At 37.2% G+C, this 25,912-nt stretch carries 18 protein-coding genes; 11 read left to right on the forward strand and 7 right to left on the reverse strand.

All coding sequences use genetic code 11. From position 1 onward, the window contains the following. Positions 1-25: 25 nt before the first annotated feature. Complete coding sequence (locus ODZ84_RS05975) at positions 26-8,797, reverse strand: non-ribosomal peptide synthetase (RefSeq protein WP_266176078.1); 8,772 nt, start codon at positions 8,795-8,797, stop codon at positions 26-28. A 1,267-nt stretch (positions 8,798-10,064) separates the two neighbouring features. Here ODZ84_RS05975 and ODZ84_RS05980 point away from each other — a divergent pair. Further along, positions 10,065-10,286, forward strand: a complete 222-nt coding sequence (locus ODZ84_RS05980; protein WP_266176079.1) for a hypothetical protein — start codon at positions 10,065-10,067, stop codon at positions 10,284-10,286. A gap of 182 nt (positions 10,287-10,468) precedes the next feature. Here the strand turns inward: ODZ84_RS05980 and ODZ84_RS05985 are convergent, their stop codons facing one another. After that, positions 10,469-11,242: an SDR family oxidoreductase gene (locus ODZ84_RS05985; protein WP_266176080.1), complete on the reverse strand. Its 774-nt coding sequence runs from the start codon at positions 11,240-11,242 to the stop codon at positions 10,469-10,471. Between the two features lie 69 nt (positions 11,243-11,311). On the opposite strand from ODZ84_RS05985, the gene ODZ84_RS05990 reads away from it, so the two are divergent. From ODZ84_RS05990 to ODZ84_RS06000, 3 genes are all read left to right on the forward strand, one after another. Then, positions 11,312-11,689, forward strand: a complete 378-nt coding sequence (locus ODZ84_RS05990; RefSeq protein ID WP_266176081.1) for a winged helix-turn-helix transcriptional regulator — start codon at positions 11,312-11,314, stop codon at positions 11,687-11,689. A gap of 216 nt (positions 11,690-11,905) precedes the next feature. Beyond that, the gene (locus ODZ84_RS05995; protein ID WP_266176082.1) at positions 11,906-12,877 is read left to right on the forward strand and encodes an aldo/keto reductase; all 972 of its coding nucleotides are present in this window, start codon (positions 11,906-11,908) and stop codon (positions 12,875-12,877) included. Between the two features lies 1 nt (position 12,878). Beyond that, entirely contained in the window at positions 12,879-13,688 is an 810-nt protein-coding gene (locus ODZ84_RS06000) for a helix-turn-helix domain-containing protein (RefSeq protein WP_266176083.1), read from the forward strand. A 284-nt stretch (positions 13,689-13,972) separates the two neighbouring features. On the opposite strand, the gene ODZ84_RS06005 is transcribed toward ODZ84_RS06000, so the two are convergent. From ODZ84_RS06005 to ODZ84_RS06015, 3 genes are all read right to left on the reverse strand, one after another. Continuing rightward, positions 13,973-14,884, reverse strand: a complete 912-nt coding sequence (locus tag ODZ84_RS06005) for a helix-turn-helix domain-containing protein (RefSeq protein ID WP_266176084.1) — start codon at positions 14,882-14,884, stop codon at positions 13,973-13,975. A gap of 67 nt (positions 14,885-14,951) precedes the next feature. Continuing rightward, positions 14,952-15,689 (reverse strand): SDR family oxidoreductase, encoded by a 738-nt coding sequence (locus ODZ84_RS06010; protein WP_266176085.1) that lies wholly within the window; start codon positions 15,687-15,689, stop codon positions 14,952-14,954. A 6-nt stretch (positions 15,690-15,695) separates the two neighbouring features. Next, a complete protein-coding gene (locus ODZ84_RS06015) occupies positions 15,696-16,601 on the reverse strand; it encodes an SDR family oxidoreductase (protein ID WP_266176086.1) in 906 nt (301 codons plus the stop codon). Between the two features lie 238 nt (positions 16,602-16,839). Between ODZ84_RS06015 and ODZ84_RS06020 the strand changes: the two genes are divergently transcribed. Beyond that, positions 16,840-17,022, forward strand: coding sequence for a hypothetical protein (locus tag ODZ84_RS06020; protein WP_266176087.1), 183 nt, complete (start codon positions 16,840-16,842; stop codon positions 17,020-17,022). 43 nt (positions 17,023-17,065) lie between these two features. Here the strand turns inward: ODZ84_RS06020 and ODZ84_RS06025 are convergent, their stop codons facing one another. After that, positions 17,066-17,650, reverse strand: coding sequence for a hypothetical protein (locus ODZ84_RS06025; RefSeq protein ID WP_266176088.1), 585 nt, complete (start codon positions 17,648-17,650; stop codon positions 17,066-17,068). A 373-nt stretch (positions 17,651-18,023) separates the two neighbouring features. On the opposite strand from ODZ84_RS06025, the gene ODZ84_RS06030 reads away from it, so the two are divergent. The 3 genes from ODZ84_RS06030 to ODZ84_RS06040 all read left to right on the forward strand — a co-directional run bounded on the left by ODZ84_RS06030 (position 18,024) and on the right by ODZ84_RS06040 (position 21,045). Next, positions 18,024-18,995 carry a hypothetical protein gene (locus tag ODZ84_RS06030; protein ID WP_266176089.1) on the forward strand — a complete coding sequence of 324 codons (972 nt, stop codon included), beginning with the start codon at positions 18,024-18,026 and terminating at the stop codon, positions 18,993-18,995. Positions 18,996-19,439: 444 nt separating this feature from the next. Beyond that, a complete protein-coding gene (locus ODZ84_RS06035) occupies positions 19,440-20,402 on the forward strand; it encodes a hypothetical protein (RefSeq protein ID WP_266176090.1) in 963 nt (320 codons plus the stop codon). A gap of 7 nt (positions 20,403-20,409) precedes the next feature. Then, positions 20,410-21,045, forward strand: a complete 636-nt coding sequence (locus ODZ84_RS06040; RefSeq protein ID WP_266176091.1) for a hypothetical protein — start codon at positions 20,410-20,412, stop codon at positions 21,043-21,045. Positions 21,046-21,629: 584 nt separating this feature from the next. Here ODZ84_RS06040 and ODZ84_RS06045 read toward each other — a convergent pair. Further along, positions 21,630-22,328, reverse strand: a complete 699-nt coding sequence (locus tag ODZ84_RS06045) for an SMI1/KNR4 family protein (protein WP_266176092.1) — start codon at positions 22,326-22,328, stop codon at positions 21,630-21,632. A 757-nt stretch (positions 22,329-23,085) separates the two neighbouring features. On the opposite strand from ODZ84_RS06045, the gene ODZ84_RS06050 reads away from it, so the two are divergent. From ODZ84_RS06050 to ODZ84_RS06060, 3 genes are read left to right on the forward strand one after another with little or no spacing between them, the layout of a single operon-like run. Next, a complete protein-coding gene (locus ODZ84_RS06050) occupies positions 23,086-23,946 on the forward strand; it encodes a hypothetical protein (RefSeq protein WP_266176093.1) in 861 nt (286 codons plus the stop codon). A gap of 47 nt (positions 23,947-23,993) precedes the next feature. Then, positions 23,994-24,875, forward strand: a complete 882-nt coding sequence (locus ODZ84_RS06055) for a hypothetical protein (protein WP_266176094.1) — start codon at positions 23,994-23,996, stop codon at positions 24,873-24,875. 35 nt (positions 24,876-24,910) lie between these two features. After that, entirely contained in the window at positions 24,911-25,786 is an 876-nt protein-coding gene (locus tag ODZ84_RS06060) for a hypothetical protein (RefSeq protein WP_266176095.1), read from the forward strand. The last annotated feature ends 126 nt before the right edge of the window (positions 25,787-25,912 follow it).

Consider the following 25,912-nt stretch of genomic DNA (forward strand, 5'->3'; position numbering starts at 1 on the left):
TTTCCTTATTTACTTGATTTTCAAATCAAATAGAGAAAATTTCAGTTTCACTGTTATTCTGATTATTCTCTCCATCAGAAACATATAAATCACTGATATTTTCTATAAGTACAGCCTGATCTTCTAATACCATATTTTTAAACAAATCATTTATAACCAGTTTTATTTTAAATTCAGTATTGATAAGGCCTATTAATTTCATTGCTTTTAAGCTATGTCCTCCTAATTCGAAGAAATTATCTAAAACACCGATATTGTCAACTGCTAAAACTTTCTTCCATAATCCAACTAATGTTTTTTCCGTTTCATTTCTTGGTGCTATGTATTCTTTCTTAATTATATTATGGTCAGATATGCCCGGTAACGACGCTCTGTCTATTTTTCCATTAGGAGTCAAAGGAAAGCTATCCATGGTTATATAAAAGCCAGGAATCATGTAATTAGGCAGTTTTGTCTGGAGAAATTCTATGAGTTGAGCAGTATCAATATTATGATTAGCAACCATGTAAGAAACTAGAGATTTGTCTGAGTTCACCTCCTTTAATTCTACTATTGCTTGTTTAATATCTTCAGAAAACTGTGTGATCGCAGATTCTATTTCGCTTAGTTCTATTCGGTATCCACGAAGTTTGACCTGCTGGTCTTTTCTTCCTGAAAACACTATATTACCATTAGGCAGCCATTTTCCCAAATCACCTGTTTTGTAAATCATCGTTCCTTCCTGAAATGGATTAGAAACAAATTTTTCTGCCGTTAAATCTGCACGGTTCAAATACCCTCTTGCCAGACCTGAACCTCCAATACAAATTTCTCCTGTGATTCCTTCGGTCTGTATATTATTGAATTCATCAACAATATAAATAGAAGTATTGGCGATAGGACGACCAATTAAAATAGGCTCTTCCGTAGATGTCACCTCATAAATGGTACATCCCACCGTAGTTTCTGTTGGGCCATATTCGTTAATAATTCTAATTGCCGGATTGATACTTTTTAATATTTCAATGTGGTCTTTTCTAAGTTCTTCCCCACCAACAATTGCCAATTCAATTTTGTCTGATCTTAAACCTAGCCCCTCTAAAGCATTAATATGCGCAGGCGTCAGCTTTATGCAGGATATATCGCTCTCTAAGTAGTTCTGAAAAATTTCGATCACATTGCTGGTTGGTTCTGCTATTTGCAAACATCCTCCGCTAATGAGGGGTAAAAACAAACTGGTAATGGTTAAATCAAATGATAATGAAGTAAATAGACCAAAATTTGTATTCGTTAAATCCTTTGTTAAATAATAATCTTTTGCCCAAATAAGATAATTGGTCAGAGAGCTGTTCTCAATCATTACACCTTTCGGATTTCCCGTTGAACCTGAAGTATAAATAACATAGGCTAAATCATTTGGAGTATGAATTTTTTGAAGGTTATTCTTTGAATAATTTTCCGAATTCTGAAGGCATCTTTCCAATTCTGATTCATCAATAACAAGTTTGCTGTTACTATTTCTTTCTATGTAATCAATCCTTTGTTCCGGATAGTTTATATCGATCGGGATATAAGCCGCACCTGATTTTAAGACCCCTAAAATAGCGATAATCATTTTCTCGCTTCTCTCTAATTTAATCCCAACAAAATCATTGGGTTGTATAGCATAATTTTCTCTTAAATAAAAAGCCAGTTGATTTACTTTTTTATTTAAATCTGCATATGTAAATACCTTTTCCTGAAATAAAACAGCAATATTATCCGGATTTTCAGCCACCTGTTCTTCAAATAAATCAACAATGGTTTTTTCCCGTGGATAAACCGCTTGAGTAGCATTAAAATCTACTAATAACTTTCTTTTTTCTTCGTCATTTAAATACTGAATTTTTTGAACTGTTGATTCGGGGTCTGTTATTGATTCTATCAGAATTTTTTCAAAATGAGAAAACATTCTTTCAATAAGATAAGCATCATAGATATCTGTATTATATTCTATGGTTAACTCTAAAACAGTGGTTTCAATAAAAGTAAAACTGATATCGAACTGAGAAGATGTTCTCGGAACCTTGTAATTACTGACCTCAAGATTTACCAGCTCTTCATTACCCAGGTTATTTAATTGTGACTGATTTTGCAATACTACTAAAACATCAAATAAAGCTGAACGGCTATGATCTCTTTTTAAATTTAATTGACTTACCAGTTCATCAAACGGATAATTTTGGTGTTCATATGCCCCAAGTAAAATTTCTTTTTGTTTTTCTAATAAGTCTAAGAAAGAAATATTTTTTTCAAACACCGTACGAATTGCAAGCGTATTTAAATACAGGCCAATTTGATTTTCTAAATCCGGATGGTCTCTTCCTGCAATTGGAGTTCCTATTATAATATCATCCTGACCTGTATATGCATGCAATAAGCTATTAATACCCGTCATTAATGTCATAAATAAAGTAACGTCCTGTTTTACAGAAAATACTTTTAACTTTTCCAGAAAATCCTTTGAAAATTGATAGGTGATATTATTCCCATTATATGTCTGATTTAGTGGACGCATTTTAAAACTTGGTAAGTCCAATACTGGCAATTCTCCCTTAAACTGCTGCAGCCAATACTGCTCTGAAAGCTTATATTTCCCTTGTGGTAAACCGTCATTTAACCACACAGCATAATCTTTATATTGAATATTTAATTCTGGTAATTCACTTTCTTTTTCCAGCGTCAGCGCATTGTAAATTTTTATAACTTCAGATATTATAACTTCTAGAGACCATCCATCACAAATGACATGATGCAGAGATAAGAAAAACATATAAGTATCAGATTCTAACCTGATAAAAGAAGCTCTCATCAGGGGTGCCTTTTCCAAATCAAATATTTTGTTATTTTCTTGTACTAAATAATCTTCAACTGACTTTTCTTTATCATTTGAAAGTAAAAAATCCTGTTTTGAAATTTTAAATTCTACCTGCTGCACAGGAACAATAAACTGAGAAATTTCTCCTTCATGATTGGCTCTCAATGAAGTTCTTAATATCTCATGCCGAGCTATTAATTTAAGAAATGCTTCCTGAAATTTATTGATATCAATTATTCCTTTTAATATAACTGCTGCAGGCATATTATAAGCCAATTCCCCTCCTTCTAACTGGCTTAAAACCCATAATCTGTTTTGAGAAGGTGTTAAAGGATAAGATTCTGATTCTTCTACATTTGGAATTGTAACATAAGTACTGATCTCGATGACCTTGCTTAAACCGAAAATAGTAGGATGGGTAAAAAAGTCTTTATAGCCTACAGAACCTCCCAATAATTTCTGAATTCTGTTTATCACCTGTCCTAATAATAGACTGTGTCCTCCTAATTCAAAGAAATCGTCTGTAACTCCAATATTTTTGACGCCTAATACATCCTCCCAGATTAAGGCCAGTCCTTTTTCAATTTCACTTTGCGGTGCTACGTATTTTTTCCGGAAAATATCTTCTGACGATATTGACGGAAGCGCTTTTCTGTCAATTTTTTGATTTGGAGTTAATGGAAATTCTTCTAATGGAATAATCACATTGGGTATCATATAGTAGGGCAGGTTCATCTGTAAATGAGCCATAATCTTTTCAAGATCTATTTCTTCTTCACCTTTTAAAACATACGCTGCCAGAAAAGCTTCCTGTAGGTCTTCTTTTTTTGCAATAACAACGGCTGCTTTTATCCCATTGATTTGATTTAACTGAGTCTCTATATCTCCCAGTTCAATTCGATAACCTCTGATTTTAACCTGACTGTCATTGCGACCTGAAAAAACAATTTCTCCCTTTTCATTCCATTTTCCCACATCTCCCGTTTCGTACAATAAGGTTCCTGAGTTAAAAGGATTGGCAATAAACTTTTCCTTTGTCAGTTCCTCATTGTTATAATATCCCTTTGCAAGCCCATCTCCTGCTATATAAATTGCACCGGCAATATTGACAGGCATCGGATTTAAATAGGGATCGAGAATATAGAACCGGGTATTATGGATTGGTGTTCCAATTTTTGAAGCATCTTCCGCAGATTCTATTTTTTTCATGCTGGACCATATGGTAGTTTCTGTAGGACCGTACATATTCCAGACTTCTGAGCTTTTATCAATCAAATCAGCAGCTAATGCTTCACTTAATAAATCTCCTCCACACAGTATTTTTAATCTTTTATCCCCTTGCCAGTCTGCATTAAAAAGCATTTGATAAAAACTTGGTGTAGCCTGAATGATGGTGGGTTTTACTTCCTCAATTCTTTTTATAATTAAATTGGGATCGGCTAAAACATGTTTATCCGCTACATATAAAAGAGCTCCTGAAATCAAGGGTACAAAGAACTCTAATATTGAAATATCAAACGAATAGGTGGTTACTGAAAAAAATAGATCATTAACATCTACTCCCGGAGACCTCTGAATACTTGTCAGGAAATTAACCAATGACTGATGTCCAATTTCAACGCCTTTAGGGTTTCCCGTAGAACCTGAGGTATAAATTATATACGCAGTATCTTGTGGTAAAATGGCTCTGGTGACAACACCTTTAAAATCATTTATTTCTTCGAGAATATTTTCTAATTCCAATACAGTTACATTATCCTCCAGATTATCCAGGCTATAATTCTTGTGAGTAAAAAGCAGTTGACTCTGGCTATTTGCTATAATATAACGTAATCTGTCTTTTGGAAATGCCGGATCTAATGGAATATAGGGTCTTCCGGATTTTAATATTCCCAATAAAACAACGACCAAATTTGCGGATCTTTCCAATAAAACAGCAATGGGAGATGGGTCTTTATCGCCATAAACCGTAATGAGATGCTCTGCTATCCGGCCCGATAAAATATCGAGTTCAGAATACGAATAGGACCTGTTCCCGTCCCTTAATGCTTCTTTACCAGGAGTTTTAAATACCTGGGCCTGAAATAGACTGACTACTGTTTGTTCTTTGGGATAATGTACTTCTGTGTTATTAAAATTTATTAGTATTTGATTTAATTCTTCTTCTGATAAATAATTGATCTGCTCAACAGCAGCCAGAGGATTTTCTAGTAATTGAGTAAGAAGATTCTCAAAATGAGAAAACATTTTTTCTATTAAATACCCTTCATAAATATCTGTATTAAACTCTATTACAAGATGTAACGAATCCGTTTCAACAAATCTAAAACTAATATCAACCTGTGTTGTTTTGTTATTGAAGTCAAAATAGCTTATTTCTATATCCGATAATTCTTCGGTATTTATATTATTTAATTGTGACTGACTTTGTAATACTACCAAAACATCAAATAAAGCAGAGCGACCTGTATCCCGTTTTAAATTTAATTTGCTTATTAACAAATCAAAAGGATAATTTTGATGATCATATGCTTCTAATAAAGTTTCTTTTTGGTCAACAATTAAATCTAAAAAACTAACTTTCTCTTTGATTTGAGTTCGTATTGCAAGTGTATTTAAAAACAGTCCTAATTGATTCTCTAAATCCGGATGTTCTCTTCCTGCTACAGGAGTACCCAAAATAATGTCATCCTGACCAGTATATCTATACAATAAAGTATTAATTCCAGACATTAAAGTCATAAACAACGTCACGTCATTTTCCTTGGAAAAGCGGTTTACTTTTTCTGAAAATTCTTGACTAAAAGTATGTTTTACCACATCTCCATTGTATGTTTGAACTAATGGACGGGTTTTACAACTTGGCAAATCTAAAACGGGGATCTGCCCTGAAAATTGATTCAGCCAATAGGTTTCAGATGCTCGATATTTTTCATGCTGCAACTCATCATTTATCCATAAAGCATAATCTTTATATTGAATTTTTAATTCAGGCTGCTCAATCGTCTTATCTTGTCTTAAGGCATTATATGTTTTTGCAATTTCGTTTATAATTAACTCAATTGTCCAGCCATCTCCAATAATATGATGCATTGACAAGAAAAACACATATTCATCTTTTCTTAGCTTAATTAAAAAAGCACGTATAAGCGGGGCATTTTCTAAATCAAAAATTTCTCTATTTCTTTCAGATAAATAATTTCTAACTCTTTCTTCCTGATTTTCTGTGGAGCTATAATCTTCCTGTACAATTTTAAAGTTTAACTGATTTTCCGGCAATATATATTGCTGAACTTCTCCTTCATTATTTGTTTTAAAATAAGTTTTTAAAATTTCATGACGATTTATCAGTCTTTTAAATGCTTCTTCAAATTTATCGATATCAAGAGCTCCATTAAATTTCACTGCAGCAGGCATATTATAAGCCAATGAACCACCTTCAAGCTGGCTCAATATCCATAATCTATTTTGAGATGCCGTTAAAGGATAAGACTCTGCATCTGGAGCTTTTAAAATTGGCAAATAATTATTATCCTGTAATTGTGCTGCAATCTTTTCAATAGTGGCATTTGAAAAAAATGTCTTAAAAGATATTGTTTTCCCTAAGTTTTTATTTATTCTATTGATTATCTGCCCTACTATTAAACTGTGTCCACCTAATTCAAAAAAATCATCATGAATTCCAATTTTTTCAATATTTAAAACTTCCTCCCAGATTTTGACTAGGGTCTCCTCTGTTTTACTTCGTGGAGCAACATAGGTTTTTCTTATGAGATCAACGCCGGATAACTCTGGTAAAGATTTTTTATCAATTTTTCCATTGGGTGTCAGTGGTAATCTTTCCAATGAAACATAAAACCCCGGAATCATATGATCTGGTAATTTGCTTTGTAAAAAACTGCGTAAATCTGATTTATCTAGAATGCTACCTGCCACTAAGTAGGCAACCAGTACCTTCTCATGATTATGCTCTTTAACTTCTACTACTGCCTGTTTTAAATCTTTAGCATATTGTAGAATTGTGTTTTCAATTTCTCCAAGTTCGATTCTAAAGCCACGCAATTTTACCTGTTGATCCATTCTCCCCTGAAACTCAATAGTTCCGTCTGACAACCAGCAGCCAAGATCTCCCGTATCATACATCTGCTCCTGGTCTAGAAATGGATTTGCAATAAATTTTTCCCTGGTAAGTTCTGGTTTATCCCAATATCCTCTCGCCAAACCAGCCCCTGAAACATATATTTTTCCGGACACTCCAATTGGTACAGGTTGTAGTCCTTCATCTAAAATATAAATCTTCGTATTAGCAATTGGCTTCCCGATCGGAATGATTGATTTATTAAAATCATCCTTCATTACTTTATATATAGAAACGCATACCGTGCATTCCGTAGGACCATAGGCATTATAATAATCTATACCAAGTTCAGTAATGCTTAAAGCCACAGAAGGATTCGCAGATTCTCCTGCTGTTATCACACATCTCAATCCTGAAACATCATCATTTGACAATAATCCTAAATAGCTTGGAGGAAAAGTAACAACTGTTGCCTGGAATGCTTTTAAAAAAGCTACAAACCGGTCTCTATCTTTAATTTCATCTTCTGAAGGAATCCCTAATGCAGCCCCACTGTTTAAAGCCATTAAAATCTCTGATATTGAGGCATCAAAAGACATGGAAGCAAACAGTACTACCTTATCTTCATCTGTAATTTCAAAGGCTCTAATCTGATCCACAAACATATTTATTGCACTGTGGTGCTCAATCATAACTCCTTTTGGCATTCCCGTGGAACCGGATGTATAAATTATATAAGCCAAATCTTTAGGAGAAATAACCGTATTAATATTAGCTGCGTCATACTTGTCCCACACTAGCGAATGTGCAGATATTAGATCACAGTCATCAATATTTAGTGTATGGGTTCCATCATTAATCAGTAATTTTAAACCACTATCTTTTATTAAGTAGTTAATTCTTTCAAGAGGATAGTTGGTATCAATTGGCAGATATACCCCACCTAATTTTAAAATTGCCAGGAAAGAAATTATTCCCAAATCAGATTTAGGCAGATGAACACCAACAATATCTCCGGCATTTATTTTATATTGAGAAGAAATATAATTTGCAAATCGATTAGCCTTTTGATTTAATTCTGAATAAGTTAATTCTGTTTCTCCAAATATAACTGAAATATTCTGAGGAGTTTTCTTTACCTGTTCTTCAAATAATGCAGCAATCGTTTTATCTTTGGGATAAACAGTTTCGGTAGCATTAAAATCTACCATTAGTTTATCTTCTTCCTCTTCTGTTAATAGAGAATATGAGGATAAATCAGAGGTTATATATTTTTTTAAATTGATTATAAAATGAGTAAAATGCTGAGCCAGATAATCTATAATTTCTTTTTTTATAAAATATTCATCAAAAATAATATGAATATCCATATCCATATTTTCATTGATTTTAAGATCAAATAAAATCCCGCTACCATTGATATCATTTTCAGAATTTACATTAATGCTAAAATTTGAAAAGCTATTTAAATCGATTACATTATCATTCTCATTAACATTATATTTATTAGAATGAGTTAAACTCTCTAGAATTTCCTCTTTAACTTTTTGAAGATAATCCTTAAAAGGCATATTTAAGTCTACAGGAAGCGAAAGAAGCAGTGAATTGTACTGATCTAGACAATTTGAGGCAAGATAACCATCAAACTCACGTATCAACCTCTTTAATAGAAAAGAGTAAATAGCAGTTATAACCGTATATTGTGCTATTTGATTATCCGCTGTAATTTGATTAAAATAGGAGAGATCTTCTCTATTAATTCTAATATGTGAAGTACATTCTTTTTTCTTTAGAAGTTTGATATTTTTATCTCTGTTTAATACCTTTTTTTTCCAATACTTTGAAGCCAAATGAAAACTATCTAATTCTTCCTTTGCATTCATAAATATATTTTTTTGTTTAAAGTAACCGATAGCTTAAGCCCTTTAGCCACTATGATACATTATAAAATAGATGAACTACTTACATGTCAGTGCTATTGGTTATACAATTAAAATTATCAGTTGATTATGTATACACCTTTTTGATAAACATTATTCGCAGTGGAACATTGTTTATTTTTTATGTTCGGAAAATATCATTGGCTTTAAAGAAATCTTTTAAATTTTAATCTGATAAAAGATGTAGCTTCGTTGATGAGCAGGAAAGCTTTTAGATTCTCTTTGCTGGGTTGCAGCATTGTATTTTTTTCGTATTGGAGTTTAATATGCATTGCATATAAACATATCTCTACATTCATATTCTCTTGTTTCACATGGTTAGTTATTATTTAAAACTCTTTCATTTAGATCACAAAAAAATTTGCAAAACTTAAAAGACAAGTGGATTAAAATCCCAAAATTGAGATTTAATTCAGAGTTTTAAATGTTTTTTTATCACATCTTTTTCATAAATTAGTGATGTAGCTAAAGTAATAAAAAAAGTCAATTCATTTATAGTTTTATTGTGAACTATGCATTAATTAATATAACAACCTGTATTACAGAATAAAAAAATTATGAAAAAGACTATTTACTCAGTACAAACAACTCTATTTCTAATGTTTTATATCTGTATTTACTTATATAAATCATCAATAAAAGATTTAAACAAATAAATCACTCAATAGAAGAGTTTACATTAAACTAATAAATCTCAGGTAAATTTCCTTGTTTTTGAAGGCTCCCTTTTTAACAGTTACTAAATATAAACTATACTTGAAGTAATTCTATTTATCATCTTAACTGTGAGAAACCGTAAATGTTGAAAGAGGAAATTTCATTGAAAACGATCTCACTGGACAACTCATTTCTCTGCAGCCCGACGTACTCTGCAATCAGGCAATTTTACTCTTAAGTCATCCTTCCGTTGTGGATTATCTTGTTTTCCGGTTTTATCATGGAAACAACAATACCAGCCTTGTATTCCTGAACTGAAATTCAAAAGGAGAAAAATAATGGCCGGGTTGTATTGGTAAAACAAAACAATATCGATTACCATAAAAACGGAACCCTGAAATCATTGAACAAAGTAACCATTGTAAGCAGGAAATTTCTCCACCTTTTTCTGTACGTCGAACGGTGCATTATGATCAAATTTAAGGAATAACAAAAATTGTCACACTTATTGCTAATATCAGATTAAGTTAAACCAAACAAAAACACCATTTTTATGCAATTTATTGATTTCAAAAAAGAACATTTTATTCATGACGAAGAAAACGACGGTTACTTTATCGAGATTCCGAAAGAAGAAGTAGACTTCGGAAACCTTAAGGTACAGAAAAAAAATGAAGATGAATCTCACACACCGGCGGAGTATGAACTTATTGATGAGCCTACACTGATCACCATCAGGATGAAAACACCTACCGATATCCGGGTGAATTTTTAAAAATATATCTCAATCCGTAAATTGAGTGGTAAAGGCTCAAAATGGTACAAAAACTCTTTAATTTACAGATTAGCGAGACATTATCTTATAAAAAAAAGCATTGATTTGACCCATTGTCTTATCAATGCTTTCTATTCTATAACAAAAAGCAGCTGCTGATCTGCTACGAAATATTGGACAGATTACACCGTAGGCGAGGCCCCGCCATCCACAGAAATATTGGTTCCTGTAATGTACCGGGCTTCGGAAGAGGCAAGAAATGCCACGATGTTGGCCACTTCTTCAGGTTCCGCCATCCTTCCTACCGGCACGCCGACCGTATCGATGATATTCTGAAAAGAATCTTCAAAACTGGCCCCGGACTGCTGAGCGATGTTCTCAATAAACTCATGCATGAGCGGTGTTTTGACAACACCCGGCGAAACCGTATTCACCCTGATCCCTTTGGGTCCTAATTCATTCGCCAATGCTTTGCTGTACGCATTCAAAGCAGCTTTTGCCGACGAATAAGACATCGTCATCTCCCAGATAGGCTGTTTTGCAGCTCCGGTGGATATATTGATAATAGTGCCCTCTTTCTGTTCAAGCATCGCAGGAAGTAACGCTTTATTGATGCGAACGACAGACCTGAAATTAAGTTCCCAGTCTCTGAACCAGTCCTCATCTTCCAATGTGCTGAAACCACCGCCGGGACTTGAATTTGCACCGGCATTGTTTACGATGATGTCTATCTTACCGTACTTTTCCATAATTTCCCTGGCAATGCAGCCTGCACTGTCTGCCTGTGTATGGTCAGCAGCAATAAAATGATGGCTGCCGGCAGTGTCTTTTGCTTCTGTGCGGGCAGTGATTACCACCAGTGCTCCGTTTGCGCTGAGTTTATCGGCAATGGCTTTTCCTATTCCTTTCGTACCTCCGGTTACGAGGGCAACTTTTCCTTTGAGAGAATCAAACATGATAAATTAAATTTTAAATTAGGTTGCAAATCTATTTCCATTACTTTACTTTTGCAAGTAGTTACACCAATGTATACTAATAACCTCAATGTAACTTTTACTGCTTATCAGACCGTTATGAACAAAGAAAAAATTGAAAAATCTGAAAATAAATGTGAGCTTCAGAAAATATTGGACATTATTGGAGGAAAATGGTCGATGTCTATTATTTATGCCCTGCTTTCCGGAAAGAAACGCTTTAAGGAACTGGAAAGGATGATCCCGGGAATCAGTACGAGAATGCTCGTAAAGGAGCTGAAGAATATGGAGGAAAATGGGATTGTCATTCGCAAAGCTTTTGCAACGGTTCCCCCGACTGTTGAATATTCATTAACCGTTAAGGGCAGCAAATTGGAAACCAGCATCAATGAACTTTACAAATGGGGGCTGGAATATGTGAAGGACTGAAAGTATGTTGATAGTATTCTTTGAGCTACCATAGACCTGTGTAAAATCCGGACGGTCTGTTAAAGATATCTGGTACCAGATCTCAGTAGATCTTAAACATCTGCACCGAAGATATGGTTTACACCCTGAACCGTACACGTAAGTAAATTGAACCATAGAAGAAAGTGAATTGATTGATAAATGGAGATCTTTGTCCTATAACATTAAATCAGTCAAATGTCAGAAATTACAAAAATTCAGTTGGGCCAGAACGGCCCTATGGTATCAAAGCTGGGTCTTGGATGCATGCGCATGTCTTCGATTTGGGGCGGACCTGCTCCTGACGAAGCGGAAAGCATAGCAACCATTCATCAGGCTCTGGACAGCGGGATCAACTTCCTGAATACCGGAGATTTTTACGGTGCAGGCCATAATGAGATGCTCATCGGAAAAGCCATTAAGGGAAGACGGGATGAGGCTTTTATCAGTGTGAAATTCGGAGCCATCTTTCACAATGGCCAATGGATAGGGCTTGATCTCCGTCCGGTAGCCATTAAGAATTTCGTCAACTACTCGCTGACCCGCCTTGGAATCGAGACCATCGACCTCTACCAGCCGAGCAGAATAGATGACAGTGTTCCGGTAGAGGATATCATAGGAACGATCGCCGGCCTGGTAGAGGAAGGTAAAGTGCGCCATATCGGAGTTTCTGAAATCACTTCTGATCAGCTTCGTACGGCCAACAGCGTCTATCCTATCAGTGCATTGGAGTTCGGCTACTCTTTGGCAGACCGTCAGATCGAAGATGACCTGTTACCTGTGGCTAAAGAATTGGGGATCAGCGTCGTGGCTTTTGCCAATACTGCTGAAGGTCTTCTGTCAGGAGATCTGCAGGCGCCCGTATCTGCAAATGATTACAGAAACCACTTCTCCCGCTTTCAGGGCGAAAACCTTATCCATAATCTAGAAAAAGTGGAGGTGCTGAAACAGATAGCCCGTAAAAAGGACTGCACCCCTACACAGCTTGCCATCGCATGGGTAAAAGAACAGGGCCGAAACATCATGCCATTGGTAAGTATGAGCCGCAGATCAAGACTGCCTGAAAACATCGCTGCAATGGATATTGTATTTACAGGAGATGAGATGAACATTTTAAACGCTACATTTGCAAAAGGTGCCATCCACGGCAGCACTTATTTACAAAGATAAAATGGAAAGTCCAGCAGAAATTCTTCCCGGCGTTATATTTTACTCTTACCTTTCATCAGAAAGGAAGGAAAAATCATGCATCTGGAACCATCATACCCTGGTCATGCAGGTTTCCGGTCAGATGGTTGTAGAAACCTCGGAGCAGAATATAAGCATCTCTGCCGGCGAAGTATTGCTGATCCATAAAAATCAGCTTGGCACCCTTACCAAAACCCCTGAACCCGGCGGATATTATGAAACGATCGTCATCTCTCTGCAAGAGAATCTTATGCGCAAGATCGCTCTGGAAGAAAAGATCGAGGCCAATACAAAATATACCGAATCTTCAAACCGCATTCTACCGGATAACGAGTTTCTGAAAGGGTACTTTCAATCTATTGTTCCCTATGCCCGAAGCTCTGGTGCTGAAATGACCGATGAGATGGGACTTCTGAAAGTAAAGGAAGGCATTAAATTAATGTTGCTTGCCGTTCCCGAACTCCGGAATTTTCTGTTCGATTTTTCAGAGCCTTATAAAATAGATCTCGAAAGATTTATGCTCAGCAATTACCAGTTCAATGTTCCGGTAGAAAAATTCGCCCAGTTAACCGGAAGAAGCCTTTCAGGGTTTAAAAGGGATTTTCAGAAAACCTTTGGGATGCCGCCGCGCAAATGGCTGCAGGACAAAAGACTGAATGAGGCAAAGCATCTTATGGAAACTAAAAAGATGAAACCATCTTCTATCTACCTCGACCTGGGTTTTGAAAACCTGTCCCATTTCTCCTATGCGTTCAAGAAGAAATTCGGGAAAGCACCGACTTTAGGTTTTTAATAATCAATTACATATAAACAGAACAGCCCTGAGAATTTAAATGATTGCTCAGGGCTGTTTTTAAGGCAGGTAAGTATGATTTTTAAATCTTATTTTCTTCAATTGTTCTTACCCGATGATCTTTCTGAATATATACGGTCGATCAGGTTTATGGAGAAAAGCATTTTTCCAGGTCCTCTTAGAAAGCCGGCAATAGCCCGAAATAACTTTTGTCACTCCCGTACCTTCGAAAAATCATTGCATACAGAGCGGTCTTATCAATTGATTCCGGTCTATAGCGTTGGTTAGCTAAATGACTGCCTGAATTCCAATGGGGTCTGGCTGGTCTTACTTTTAAACAACCGGGTGAAGGACTGCGGATACTCAAATCCCAGCTGATAGGCAATTTCAGAAACGGACAGATCAGTCGTGGACAATATTTCTTTGGCGGCTTCAATGAACCTGTTGTGGATGTGCTGCTGTGTATTGAGCCCTGTCAAAGAGCGCAGCATATCACTCAGGTAACTTGCGGAAACATTTAAGTGGTCGGCCAGGTTCTGGACCGTTGGCATTCCGTTCTGCAATTCTTCATCATTCTTAAAATAAAAGTCCAGCACTTCTTCAAACTTCTCGATCAGATGGTCATTGACCGCTTTAAACGTAATAAATTGTCGTTTATAATACCGGCTGCTGTAATTCAGAAGAAGCTCGATCTGCGAGATCACAACATCGTGGCTGAAGTCATCTGTTCTGCTTTTAAGCTCCTCATCAATAATCTTAAATACAGAAAACAGAGTCTCTTTCTCTTTTTCTGATACCTGCAGCGCTTCGTCCGTGGAATAGGAAAAAAATCCGTATTGCCTGATCTTCTTTGCCAGCGGATAGGAAAGGAGAAAATCAGGATGAAGCAGGATAAGGATGCCTTTGCTTTTATGATTCTTAGGCTTTTCAAAAAGCTGTCCCGGAGCCGTAAATACCAGACCGCCTTCACCAAAATCATAATGATGCTGTCCATATTTGGCACTTCCGATCGTATCTTTATAGGCGATTTTGTAAAAATCCAATACCAGATGATCCGATAGCGCTTCCGCAGGAATCGTCATATCTTCCAGATGAACCAAACTGACCAGGGGATGTTCTGGCTTAGGTAATCCGAACATTTTGTGAAATTCAGATAATGACAGAAATTTATGGGGATGATGTTGGGTGCTTTTCATTTTAAATCTTAATAGTCAACACCTGAAAATTATTTCAGGTGTTGGTTGTGTAAAAATAGGGAATTAATTACCAAGGTGTTTCACCGGTTTCGGGATTATATTCCTCACTGATGAATTTTCCGGTGGGACCGTCTTCAGTGATCATGGCGTATTTTGCAATTCTTTTTCCGCCCTCTTCCACCGTTCCGGTACCTCTGTGATCATTGAAATCCGTAGCAACAAATCCCGGACATACGGCATTCACTTTAAATGAAGTGTCGCGGAGTTCGTAGGCGAGATTGATCGTATACATATTCATCGCAGCTTTTGAAGCCGTATATACGGCAGCTTTGTGACCGTAATAGATCCAGTCCGGATCAGAATGCAGCGTGAGTGAGCAGCCGCTGGAAGAGACATTGACAATCCTCGGCTCCTCAGATTTCCGGAGGAGATCCATCAATATCTGCGTCACCCTGATCACCCCGTACAGATTGGTATCCATCACCTTCTGAAAAGCTTCTACCGGTGCCTGCAGGGCAGCTTGTGGCATTCCACCGTTAATTCCTGCGTTGTTGATCAGCACATCCAGTACATCGGTTTTAGTTCCGATCTTCGATCTTGCTTCTTCTACTGACGCAGCGTCCGTCACATCAAGCTGAATGGCTTCCGTATTTTCAAAACCTTCGCTTTTAAGTTGCTGTACGGCAGATTCCCCGTTTTCAATATTCCGGCTTCCTATAAAGACAAAATATCCGTTTTCTAAAAGCTGTCTGGCCGTCTCAAATCCTATTCCTTTGTTGGCCCCTGTTATAAATGCTGTTTTCATTTTAATTTATTTTTTGTTATAGATTTGGGAAAATTCTCTTGCGAAATCTTCTAATTTTATTTTTCCGAGCGTAGGTTTATTGACGTAAAAATCCTCGTACAGGCTACCGTCTCCCTGGGCTTTTTGCATGGCAATCATTCCTTCGGCAATCCACCCGTTAACGCCTGCAGAAAGCATCTGATCTAATAATACTTCACCGGAGATTACTTTCCATTCCAGATCCGGATTGCCGGTTGCGTTTCCTAAAGCAGTAGCAATTTCATCAGGAGATACCTCATCGCTTGCGACATAATGAACTGTTTTCCCGGTGAAGGGTTTTTCCATTTCGTCTGCAATTGTTGCTGCAATATCATAAGGTGACACCCATGGTTCTTTCCGGTCGCCCCCGTAGCTCTGAATAATTGCATTCTGAGACTTTATGGTCGGAAGCCAACGGTAAATATTGCTGAAAAAACCTACGGGACGCATGAATTTTATGGACACCTCTTCAGGAAGTGTCCGTAAGATCTGCTCGACATTATAATGGACCGAAAGACTTCCGGTACCTTGATCAGAGTGTGCCCCGATACTGCTTAAGTGGATAATCTTTTTGACGCCGGACTGCTGAACAGCGGTTACATAATTTCGGGCAATTCTTTTAAATTCAGCCAGGAAATCAATTTCTTTATCAAAAATACTTCCGATGCCTTCCCAGGCCTCCATCAGATAAACGGCATCAGCATCTTTAAATATCGCCGTTAAAAATTCAGCATCCTGAATGCTTCCTACGGCCGCAACTGCACCGAAGGATTCTATTTCTGAAACTCTTTCTTCTTTACTGCTGATTACCGTTACCTGATGTCCGGCCGATACCAATAACTGAGTGAGTGGTTTTCCGATGTTCCCAAGAGAACCTGTTAATGTTATTTTCATTGTCTAAATTATAAGTACAAAATTGCAACAACCCTCAGAGATACCATTAACAGAATCCCGGCAATACTTAACTGAAATACGAACGGTTAAACTAATCAGGTACAATTTCTGATTGTAGATTTTGACAAACGTGTAAATAGATCGTAATTAATCTGTTTAAACTTTCATTTTTAAGAAATAGAGGGCCTTATTAGCTTTTATTAATTTAAATCTATATAGTTATGATAGATGGAGGAGAATGATAAACAACTGGGGGTCCTGTAATCTTTTAAGAGTGGAAATCTTTCTGCAGAAACTACACAAGAAAGCTGTTGCGCACATGCCGGATGCAGATCCGAATAGCCATCTGGACAAAGAAAGTACGGTAAAAACATCAGTGGAAAATTACAGAGACGGGCATGGAACGCCCTGCCGTAAATAAAAAGCTCCCGAAAAAAATCCGGAAGCTTCGTTTTTTATTATGCTTATTTCTTACTTATTAAAGGTACGATCAATCTGTTGATCATTGGTTTACTGTCTGTCCAATCCGGATCACCCTTGGAATCTTTCCAGGAGGTTACGAGTTCTACCTCGCCCGTTTTGTTTATGACAATATATTTAGACATATCATCTATCTTCTCAAACTTTGAAGGAGTAATCGCATCCATAAAATCTTTGTATTTTTTACTTCTTCCTCTACCCGGAACATCGCCAATGATAGCTATTTTGGCTTTTGGAAAAGTTTCAGATACATATTTTCTTGCCAGATCAGTAAAATGATGATTTTCTTTGTCAACCAGAAGAACATACAGATCTACATCATAATTTTCTTCCAGTGCCATAAAATCATTAAGATGATACATGCATGGCGCACACCACCTGGCAAAGGTGAAAAAAATAGTTTTACTTTTATCGGAATTTTTGGCTAAACATTTAACTGTATTATCATTTACGGCCAATAGTTCTTTAAAAAAAGTTTCTTTTATAGAACATTTTTCCCTGAGATCTGTGGTTTGAGAATTAAGAAATAATGAAAACACAGAGAAAGTAACAATAAGAAACCTGAGCATAATCATTCTTTTTACATTTTTACAACACTGATCGTATATCCTGCGGATTTTCCTAAAGTAGGATCGTAGTCATAAGTTTTTTTATAATACTATTAGTTTTTATAACGTTTCAAAAATATAAAAAAACTGAGGAATACCAATATTCTTTCCAAAATAAATACATTATTAACAAACGAACCGTGTTGTCAAATCATTTAGTCCGAAATTAAGCTTCGGATCTGATGTTTATACCTTCTTCTGTTTTACTTGTCATCTCGTGCGGTTTCGAAACATGTATGTAGAGTTTTGGTTAAAATTTACCAGTTTACAACAAGTTAGTATATATATATCGGATTTGAGTACTTTTGCTCTTTTTTAAACTAAAAATACAGCAATGAATCCTTTTCACAACACTAAGACAGACTACCTGGCTTATCTGTTTTTTATGGATAAAGTACACTATAATGAGGATGCTTATTTCCAAATGAAAATGGAACTAAGCAGAAGGAATTTCAATTTTGACAATTTCAATCAGAATTCCTATATCCGTTTAGTAGTAAAGGATTTATTTTCCGGATGGGAAAAGCAGGCAAGAAAAATGTTTGCAGAACTTATTGCCAGCGGATGGACTTTTCAGCAACCTTTGGATTATAAAGAGTCCTGGGGCCGTATGACTTTTCGGGGATTTCATACAGAAGTCAGTCCCAAACTCGAACAAATCCTGAAAAGGTATATCAAAATTTTGGAGTCTACTTGTGGAAACTGTGGAAGCAGAAGAAAGGTAGAGGGTTATGGTGATTTCTATTTCTGCAAAAAATGTTATCTGAAATATTTGAAAAAGTACAGGATCAGCAATATTGATAAGAATGGATTTTCTTATTTTAAAGAAAAAAGATACCATGTCTTTTGGTCCGAAATAAATCATGTGGAATGGAAAACCGATGGTTACGAAAGTTTTCATATTACTTTAAACAGACTTTCGCCTGAAGAACAAATCTCCAGAGAATATGATGCAAGAGATTATATTTCCTTTTCTACTGGATCCTTTAATTTTTTTAAATTACTTAGAAAATTACCCACAGGCCTGCTTACAAAATCCCAGGTTGAAGAAATTCACCAGCTTTGCAATAGCTTAAAAAAGTGTCCGATTTGTAGCAGAAAATCAGTACTTAGTACGATGGTTGATAAAAAATGTCTTGTTTGTAATACCTTTACTGAAAAACTGGAAAATCCAACTGAAAAATTTCTGAAAAGATTTGGTACCCAACAAGGTATAATTGATCATGATAAGAAAAATTTCAGACGGGCTCTGGAAGATCATACTGTTTTAAAATATTGCTATAAAACGGATATGTCTTTCAAATAACAGGTAAGGTATGATATGGTTATAGATCCTTGAATAAACATTCCGGAACTTGTACATTATCGATGTGATGATGTTTCCTTTTTATTAATACCAATAATAATCAACTGATGATCAGATATAAAACAGAATATAAATCATAAAAATTTATTTCCGGATATTGTTCATCCCCGCTCTTTCTTATTAAATTTACTGTTGTCGTGTTTAAAATTTTAGGGGAAATTGGGAAACTGATAAGCCCCACTAAAAAGGAAGTATTGCAATGACTTGTGAGAGCATGTAAACTGTCCTGTTTTTCAGATCCATTAAAAAATTAAAGATAATACAGCGCTCTCCTAAAGTTGCATTTTTCTATTGATAACAACGTTTCGCGAAGTATTAAGGTATGATATTTGCAAACGGATAAGTCTTCAAAATAAGAAATTAACAAGATCAATTAAATTTGAAATGAAAAACGGGTTTATTGGATTCTGGGGCATTTTTATCGCCTATTTTATATTCGTACATCCATGTATTATCTATTACAATACCTATCATACCAGCAGTAATACCGAAAACGGCAGGCTTGCCGTTTTTTATCTGGGACTTAGCTTTCTCCTCTGGACGACAGTGCTCGGAACTACCTTATGGCTGATCATCAGGAACGGCATTTTGGCCCAAAAAAATCTTGCCTATATAGACCGGCATGGAAAAAGAGTGCAGGCCAAGATCATACAGTCAGCAATTCTCAAAAAACACGAAAATTTTATATCCCGCCAGATAACTTTAGAGATGATGAATTTCTCAGGAGCGGTTATTCATCATACCATGATGGTCAATGACGTGCGTCCTAAAGAAAACAGGTTTGAGAAGGGAAAGAACATCTACCTTAAAGTTGATTCCGAATTTAAAAACAATCCTTATTTGCTACTGGAAGGGTCAACTTCAAAAGTAAATTATGTGTTGCTGTTGCTATGGCTTGTTTTTACCGGTGGTGTAGCTGCTTATTATCTGTATGCCTATACTACGGAGAATGGCGGGTTGGGCTGGCGTTTTCTGGAACTGTTTCACCCGCTGCTGGTGATCCCTGCATGCTTTATTTTATTCATGGGAATATTTTATCTTATTTTCAGAGTTTTCATTATGGGTAATAATACAGGACGGGAACTTCTCGAACTGAAATTTAAAGGAGAAAAAACAATAGCCGAAATTGTACAGGTACAACAAACGGGAACCTATATCAATGAACAGCCACAGGTAGAATTTACTTTGGAATTTACGGATAAGGGCGGAAAGAAGATCCATGGGGTAAAGAAAGAAATTGTTTCGTTACTGGATATCGCCAAAGTCTCGGCTCTAAAACACAGGGAGATCATGTACCTTTCGGACCGGCCTGAAAAATTTGTTTTTTATGATCAGATCAATAACTGAAAATATAATGAAAAAAAATATTTTAATACTGCTGCTTCCGGTTTTTCTCACGGGCTGCAAAGATTTTAACAAAAGTATTAATGATACGCTGACTCCTGCTACACCTGCAGGAAATCCCACAAAAAGTCATACTGACGAATTTCGGGATATGGAGAACAGGACGGAAAACAGTGTACCCTTTGCTTCGATGCCTGAGAAACTGGAACTTGCAGAACAACAGCTCCGCGACCTCCCCCGCTTCCGTGGAATTTCCATCAATATTTTTGAATATATTCATTTTTATCCTGACGGAAGAATTATTGCCAAAATTCAGACCCCTGAAAACCCTGATTTTGTAGATGAGTATACTTATGCAGATGGACAATGGCAGGAGCCTGAACCTGTGGTGCTTTCTAAGAGTGATAACATCAAAGCCCGCCTGGTCAGTCTGGATGAAATTCCCTTTAAAAATGTAAACAATGTCTACAAAGTACTCGTAGAAAAAGGAAATGAAATAGGAAGCAACAATGAGAATCAGGTCATTTTTACGGGAAAAAGGAATCATAAGATTATTTGGTCTCCCAGGACGATACAGAATGAACGTTCACGATATGATATTGAGTATCATGAGAATGGCACCCTGAAATCCTTTGAACAGAAGTAAATAGAGTAACACGAAATTTTTCTCCTGTTTTTTGTGATTTCAGCGGTGGCGACATGACATATTCAGAAACATTAAAATAACGTCATGTTTAAAGTGAATGTAAGAGGTTCTTAATATTACCATTTTTTCACATTTATAGAAAATCGTCAGCAGACCCCATCAAAATAATGGACAATCACTTTTACAATCCGGATATTTTAATGATAGACTTTTCTTGTCCAATACGGAAACGTCGGCCGGGTTTTCGGTTACATGGAAGGAGTGGTTATTTCTGCAAAAAACATGGTTTCAACATTAAAAAAAGTGAGTGTGTAGAATGTAATTTGCTTTACAAACGTTTACAGTATTCTTGTCATAATTTACATCTATTAGAACGGATTGATCTACGTACAAACCATCCCGTTTAATTTAGCACTACCGTAAATAATAATACTTAATAAAGCAGGCAGAAATCAATTCTCGAGCTGATAAGTCCCTTCATTTTTTTTTCAATCTTCAATCTGTTCAGGAATGATTCTTCAGTATAACCGGGATCAGCCAGCTTTAAAGTTTATTAATGATTACTGACCGCCGAATATTTCATTTCAATCAGCATATGCGAATGTTGAATCTAATTTGTCAAATCCAATTGTTTCCGATAATATTTTATTTAATTCGATGTCCGTCAGCAGTCCTCTGTGTTTCTCTTTTCTACCCTTTGGCAGTTCAGTCTCATAGTCAATAATATCTCTTGAAAGTACATTCTGCAAAATAGCGGTCTGCTTTTCGGTCAGATATTTTGTATGGGTTTTCAGACTACGGTTAAAATTATTTTTAAATTCTTCGTCACTAACCTTATTATAAATATCCTGGTCCGACATATCGGTAAGTAAAGCTCTGAAAATATAGTCCTGCAGGTTCCTGGCAAGATAATTTACTTCGTTGCTGTCATGCCAAACCAATACCACAGGAATATGGTCACCGTCTTTTTCATTCAGGGAAAAGCAGAAATGGTCGCCTCCACCGCTTTGCGCAAACGGAACAAACCTGAATTCAGGCTTAATCTGCCTGTAATCATCAGGATCAGTCAGTTCTTCAATCGCTTCACTCACTGCTTCCGTATTGAGTAATTCAAAATCATAGCTGAACAGTAAAAGTGTAGGATTTTCCTTCAGCCTGGGAAAAACCGTATCGGACCATGCCGGGCTGTATTCTCCGACATCAAGCATTCCATCCTGTTCCAGTTGCTTGTAAATTTCAGGATATGTAAATCCGTATTCGCTTTCTATTTCACTCAGTGTCATAATGTTGGAATGTAAGGAATGTTTATAGATTCTGTACTTATTTGATTTAAATAAATCATTCTAAAATCTTCAGTAGATAAGTTACTGATTTTAATTTTATGTCCTGACATATAATCATGATTTTTTGAGATGTATCTTATCTTTTTAACGTTCTGATTTGCGATCGGGTAAAAGTTTGCCTATATACACTCAACCCCAGATGTTGAAACATATGTATCAGGCATTTCACACAGCTGTTTTACGGTTTAGATACCTGTTATAAACAAATTCATAAGGAAAAATTCATCGTATTCTGACCTCAACAGCCAAACACACCAGTAATTCCAATAAAAAACACGCTTAATCAGGGACTTAAAAATATTTATTAATGCATTGAAAATGGTAAAATAATATTTTAAAAATCATCATTTTTTCATGAATATATCAACCAAAATGCAGTAGCTTTGCAGGTCTTTATTTAATCATACAATATTTCCCGTAAAGATCTCAGGTTTAAACTAATTAAGGTATGAAGCATTACTATTTTTTCAGAGATTTTATTTTCAATCATGACCCTGGTCTTATTTATGGTGAACTCAGAATGAATATTTCTGCTTTTCACTTCGAAGATCAGTAACCATTCCGATGATCAATTAAAGAAGCAGGTCTTACTCCAATTATACTAATGAGGGGAATTAACACTATTCACAAAATTCAGCGGATCGTGCTTTTAAATAATACCTGAAAATCTTAATCATTACAAACAAGAAAACAATTAATGAAACAGTTATACTCAACAGCATTATTCCTGGCAGGGAGCTTCGTGTATTCCCAGGTGGGAATCAACAGCAGCGATCCGAAGGCAACACTGGACATCGTGGCAAAAAATGCTACCGGTACAGTAACAGAGACCGATGGAATTCTTATTCCCCACATCGACAGACAGCGCGCACAAAATATGGCTACCGTAGCAACTTCTACAATGGTATATGTGAATGATATATCAACGGGGACCAATACCGGAACAGCCGTTCATATAGATGTAACAGGATTTTACTATTTCGACGGAAGTGTCTGGCAAAAGCTTAATTTCGACTCCCGATCTTATTCTTTGGGAGACATTCAGTATTCTGCCAGAACAGCTGATCATGAAGGATGGTATCTGCTGGACGGGAGATCCATCGCAGGCCTTCCTGCCAATGCCAGGTCGGCAGCAGCAAGCCTTGGATTGGCAGGCAATTTATTCGACGCAACCGATAAAACCCTCAAAGCAAGAGGTACGTCCGAAAATATCGGAGCTGTAGGCGGTAATGGCTCTATCACCATTTCACAAAGTAATTTACCTAACGTTTCACTGGCGGGGAACGCAAACATTACCATAAATTCTGCAGGCAGCCATACACACACTTCTGATAAAGGCAGCGGATTTTTAGTTACCGGACTGGCAGGCGGAGGATATGGCGGAGGAGGAGCCGGTGCCTGGGGAGGGACAGGCGCGTTTCAAACCACAGGAACTGCCGGAGCACACACGCATACGGTATCCCAGGCAGTACAGGTTCCACTGGGAGGATCCGGTCAGCCCATAGATAACCGGTCTGCTTACCTTGCTCTAAACAGTTTTATTTATTTAGGTGAATAAAAGCAACACCGCTACCCTTATTAAAATCAAAAAATTTATCAGACATCTTGAAAAAAACGATAATTTTTTCATCAGCGGCATTTCTGGCACTGGTGAATACCGCATACGGACAGGTGGGCGTTAATATTTCCACGCCTCAGTCAACATTAGATATCAGGGCAGTCAATCCTACAGGGACCTCTGCCAAAGCAGATGGAATTTTAATTCCCCGGGTAGACCGGCAGCGGGCCCAGAACATGGCTTCCGTTGAAAGGTCTACGATCATCTACATTAATAATTACACGACGGGAACTCAGACGGGAAAAGCCCAGAACATCGATAATACGGGCTTCTACCATTACAATGGCAGCCAGTGGGAAAAGCTGTTTTATACCGATAAAAGCGCGCTTACAGGAAATATAAAATATTCAGTAAGAGCAACTGACCATAACGGCTGGTATTTGCTGGACGGAAGAGCTGTTTCTGCTTTCCCGGCTGCAGTGCAGGCCAGGGCACAGGCGTTAGGTTTCACAGCCAACATCCCGAATGCTTCAGACAGGGTTCTGAAAACAAAAAATACCACCGAAAATGTGGCAACTGCGGGAGGAAGTAATGTACTGACCATCTCACAGGGTAATTTACCCAATATAACACTTACCAACAATACCAGCGGAACTACTGCCGCAGCGGGAGCCCACGCGCATAACCCTGCCGTAGGGAGCGCCTACCTCCTGTCCGGAACAAGTGCCGGAAACAACGGAACCGGCTATGGTAATGCCGGAAACGGTGCCTGGGGAGGGGTAAACTCGAGAGCCAATACGGCTGCTGCGGGCGTCCACACCCATATCTTCAGCGGAACGGTAACAACCCCTCTCGGGGGAAGTGGTGTGTCAGTTGATAACAGGTCTCCCTACTTATCGGTCAATACTTTTATTTATTTAGGTGAATAATCTGTTATTATTTATAATACTCTTCAAGCAAAATCATGAATAGCAAATCATTATTATCAGTTATATTATTATCAGTTTTTGGTACGGCCTGCAGCCAGGTCGGAATCAATACTGCCACTCCTCTTTCAACGTTGGATATCAATGCCAAAAACCCTACAGGAACGACCACGAATACAGATGGGATGCTAATCCCGAGAGTAGACCGCCAGCGTGCACAGAATATGGGTACCGTGGAAATATCCACCATGATATATGTTAATGATTATACCACAGGCACTCAGACAGCAAAAGCCCAGAATATCGATGCCAGCGGATTCTATTTTTATAATGGAACTGCCTGGGAAAAAATCAACAAAACCCTGTTGTCGCACCCATTGGGAAGTGTTACCCAGTCATTTAAGTCAGCAGATCACGACGGCTGGTACCTGCTGAACGGCAGGGCCATTTCTACGCTTCCGGCCGGTGCGCAGGCAGCAGCAACAAGTTTAGGCCTAACCACCAATTTATATGATGCTACAGACCGAACTCTGAAAACCAGAAGCACGGCAGAAAATGTAGGTACTACCGGGGGAAGTAATTCATTCGCCATTTCACAAAGCAACCTTCCTAATATCAGCTTAACCTCTACTGTTGCCGGCACGGCCTTATCAGCAGGAGCACACACGCATAACACAGATACGGGAGGTGCCTTTTTATATGCCGGCACCAGTACAGGCAATGATGGCTCCGGACATGGAGGTACTGCGAGTCCCACGTTATTTGGCGGTGTCGGAGTAGGCATTACAGGTTCTGCCCCGGACCATAGCCATACCTTTACCGGAACAACGTCCACTACATTGGGATCCGGGCAAACCCTGAACAACCAGTCTGCCTATCTTGCCGTAAACACTTTTATTTATTTAGGCCAGTAAGTATACCGGATGACAACACCTGTAGGAATATTGCAGGTGTTTTTATAGATTTCTGTATGAATTTTTATGAAATGTCATTCAAAACGTTATCCAATAATATCCTGTGTCCCGTGATCGGCATTTATT

The sequence above is a fragment of the Chryseobacterium fluminis genome (assembly GCF_026314945.1).
GTDB lineage: Bacteria > Bacteroidota > Bacteroidia > Flavobacteriales > Weeksellaceae > Chryseobacterium > Chryseobacterium fluminis.

Excerpts from the sequence above, each read along its gene's own strand:
- ODZ84_RS06035 (WP_266176090.1), top strand. The coding sequence starts at position 19,440 with ATGAAAAACGGGTTTATTGGATTCTGGGGCATTTTTATCGCCTATTTT.
- ODZ84_RS06060 (WP_266176095.1), top strand. The coding sequence starts at position 24,911 with ATGAATAGCAAATCATTATTATCAGTTATATTATTATCAGTTTTTGGT.
- ODZ84_RS05995 (WP_266176082.1), top strand. The coding sequence starts at position 11,906 with ATGTCAGAAATTACAAAAATTCAGTTGGGCCAGAACGGCCCTATGGTA.
- ODZ84_RS05990 (WP_266176081.1), top strand. The coding sequence starts at position 11,312 with ATGTATACTAATAACCTCAATGTAACTTTTACTGCTTATCAGACCGTT.
- ODZ84_RS06045 (WP_266176092.1), bottom strand. The coding sequence starts at position 22,328 with ATGACACTGAGTGAAATAGAAAGCGAATACGGATTTACATATCCTGAA.
- ODZ84_RS06040 (WP_266176091.1), top strand. The coding sequence starts at position 20,410 with ATGAAAAAAAATATTTTAATACTGCTGCTTCCGGTTTTTCTCACGGGC.
- ODZ84_RS06000 (WP_266176083.1), top strand. The coding sequence starts at position 12,879 with ATGGAAAGTCCAGCAGAAATTCTTCCCGGCGTTATATTTTACTCTTAC.
- ODZ84_RS06020 (WP_266176087.1), top strand. The coding sequence starts at position 16,840 with ATGATAAACAACTGGGGGTCCTGTAATCTTTTAAGAGTGGAAATCTTT.
- ODZ84_RS06015 (WP_266176086.1), bottom strand. The coding sequence starts at position 16,601 with ATGAAAATAACATTAACAGGTTCTCTTGGGAACATCGGAAAACCACTC.
- ODZ84_RS06050 (WP_266176093.1), top strand. The coding sequence starts at position 23,086 with ATGAAACAGTTATACTCAACAGCATTATTCCTGGCAGGGAGCTTCGTG.
- ODZ84_RS06030 (WP_266176089.1), top strand. The coding sequence starts at position 18,024 with ATGAATCCTTTTCACAACACTAAGACAGACTACCTGGCTTATCTGTTT.
- ODZ84_RS06025 (WP_266176088.1), bottom strand. The coding sequence starts at position 17,650 with ATGCTCAGGTTTCTTATTGTTACTTTCTCTGTGTTTTCATTATTTCTT.
- ODZ84_RS06005 (WP_266176084.1), bottom strand. The coding sequence starts at position 14,884 with ATGAAAAGCACCCAACATCATCCCCATAAATTTCTGTCATTATCTGAA.
- ODZ84_RS06010 (WP_266176085.1), bottom strand. The coding sequence starts at position 15,689 with ATGAAAACAGCATTTATAACAGGGGCCAACAAAGGAATAGGATTTGAG.
- ODZ84_RS05985 (WP_266176080.1), bottom strand. The coding sequence starts at position 11,242 with ATGTTTGATTCTCTCAAAGGAAAAGTTGCCCTCGTAACCGGAGGTACG.
- ODZ84_RS05980 (WP_266176079.1), top strand. The coding sequence starts at position 10,065 with ATGCAATTTATTGATTTCAAAAAAGAACATTTTATTCATGACGAAGAA.
- ODZ84_RS05975 (WP_266176078.1), bottom strand. The coding sequence starts at position 8,797 with ATGAATGCAAAGGAAGAATTAGATAGTTTTCATTTGGCTTCAAAGTAT.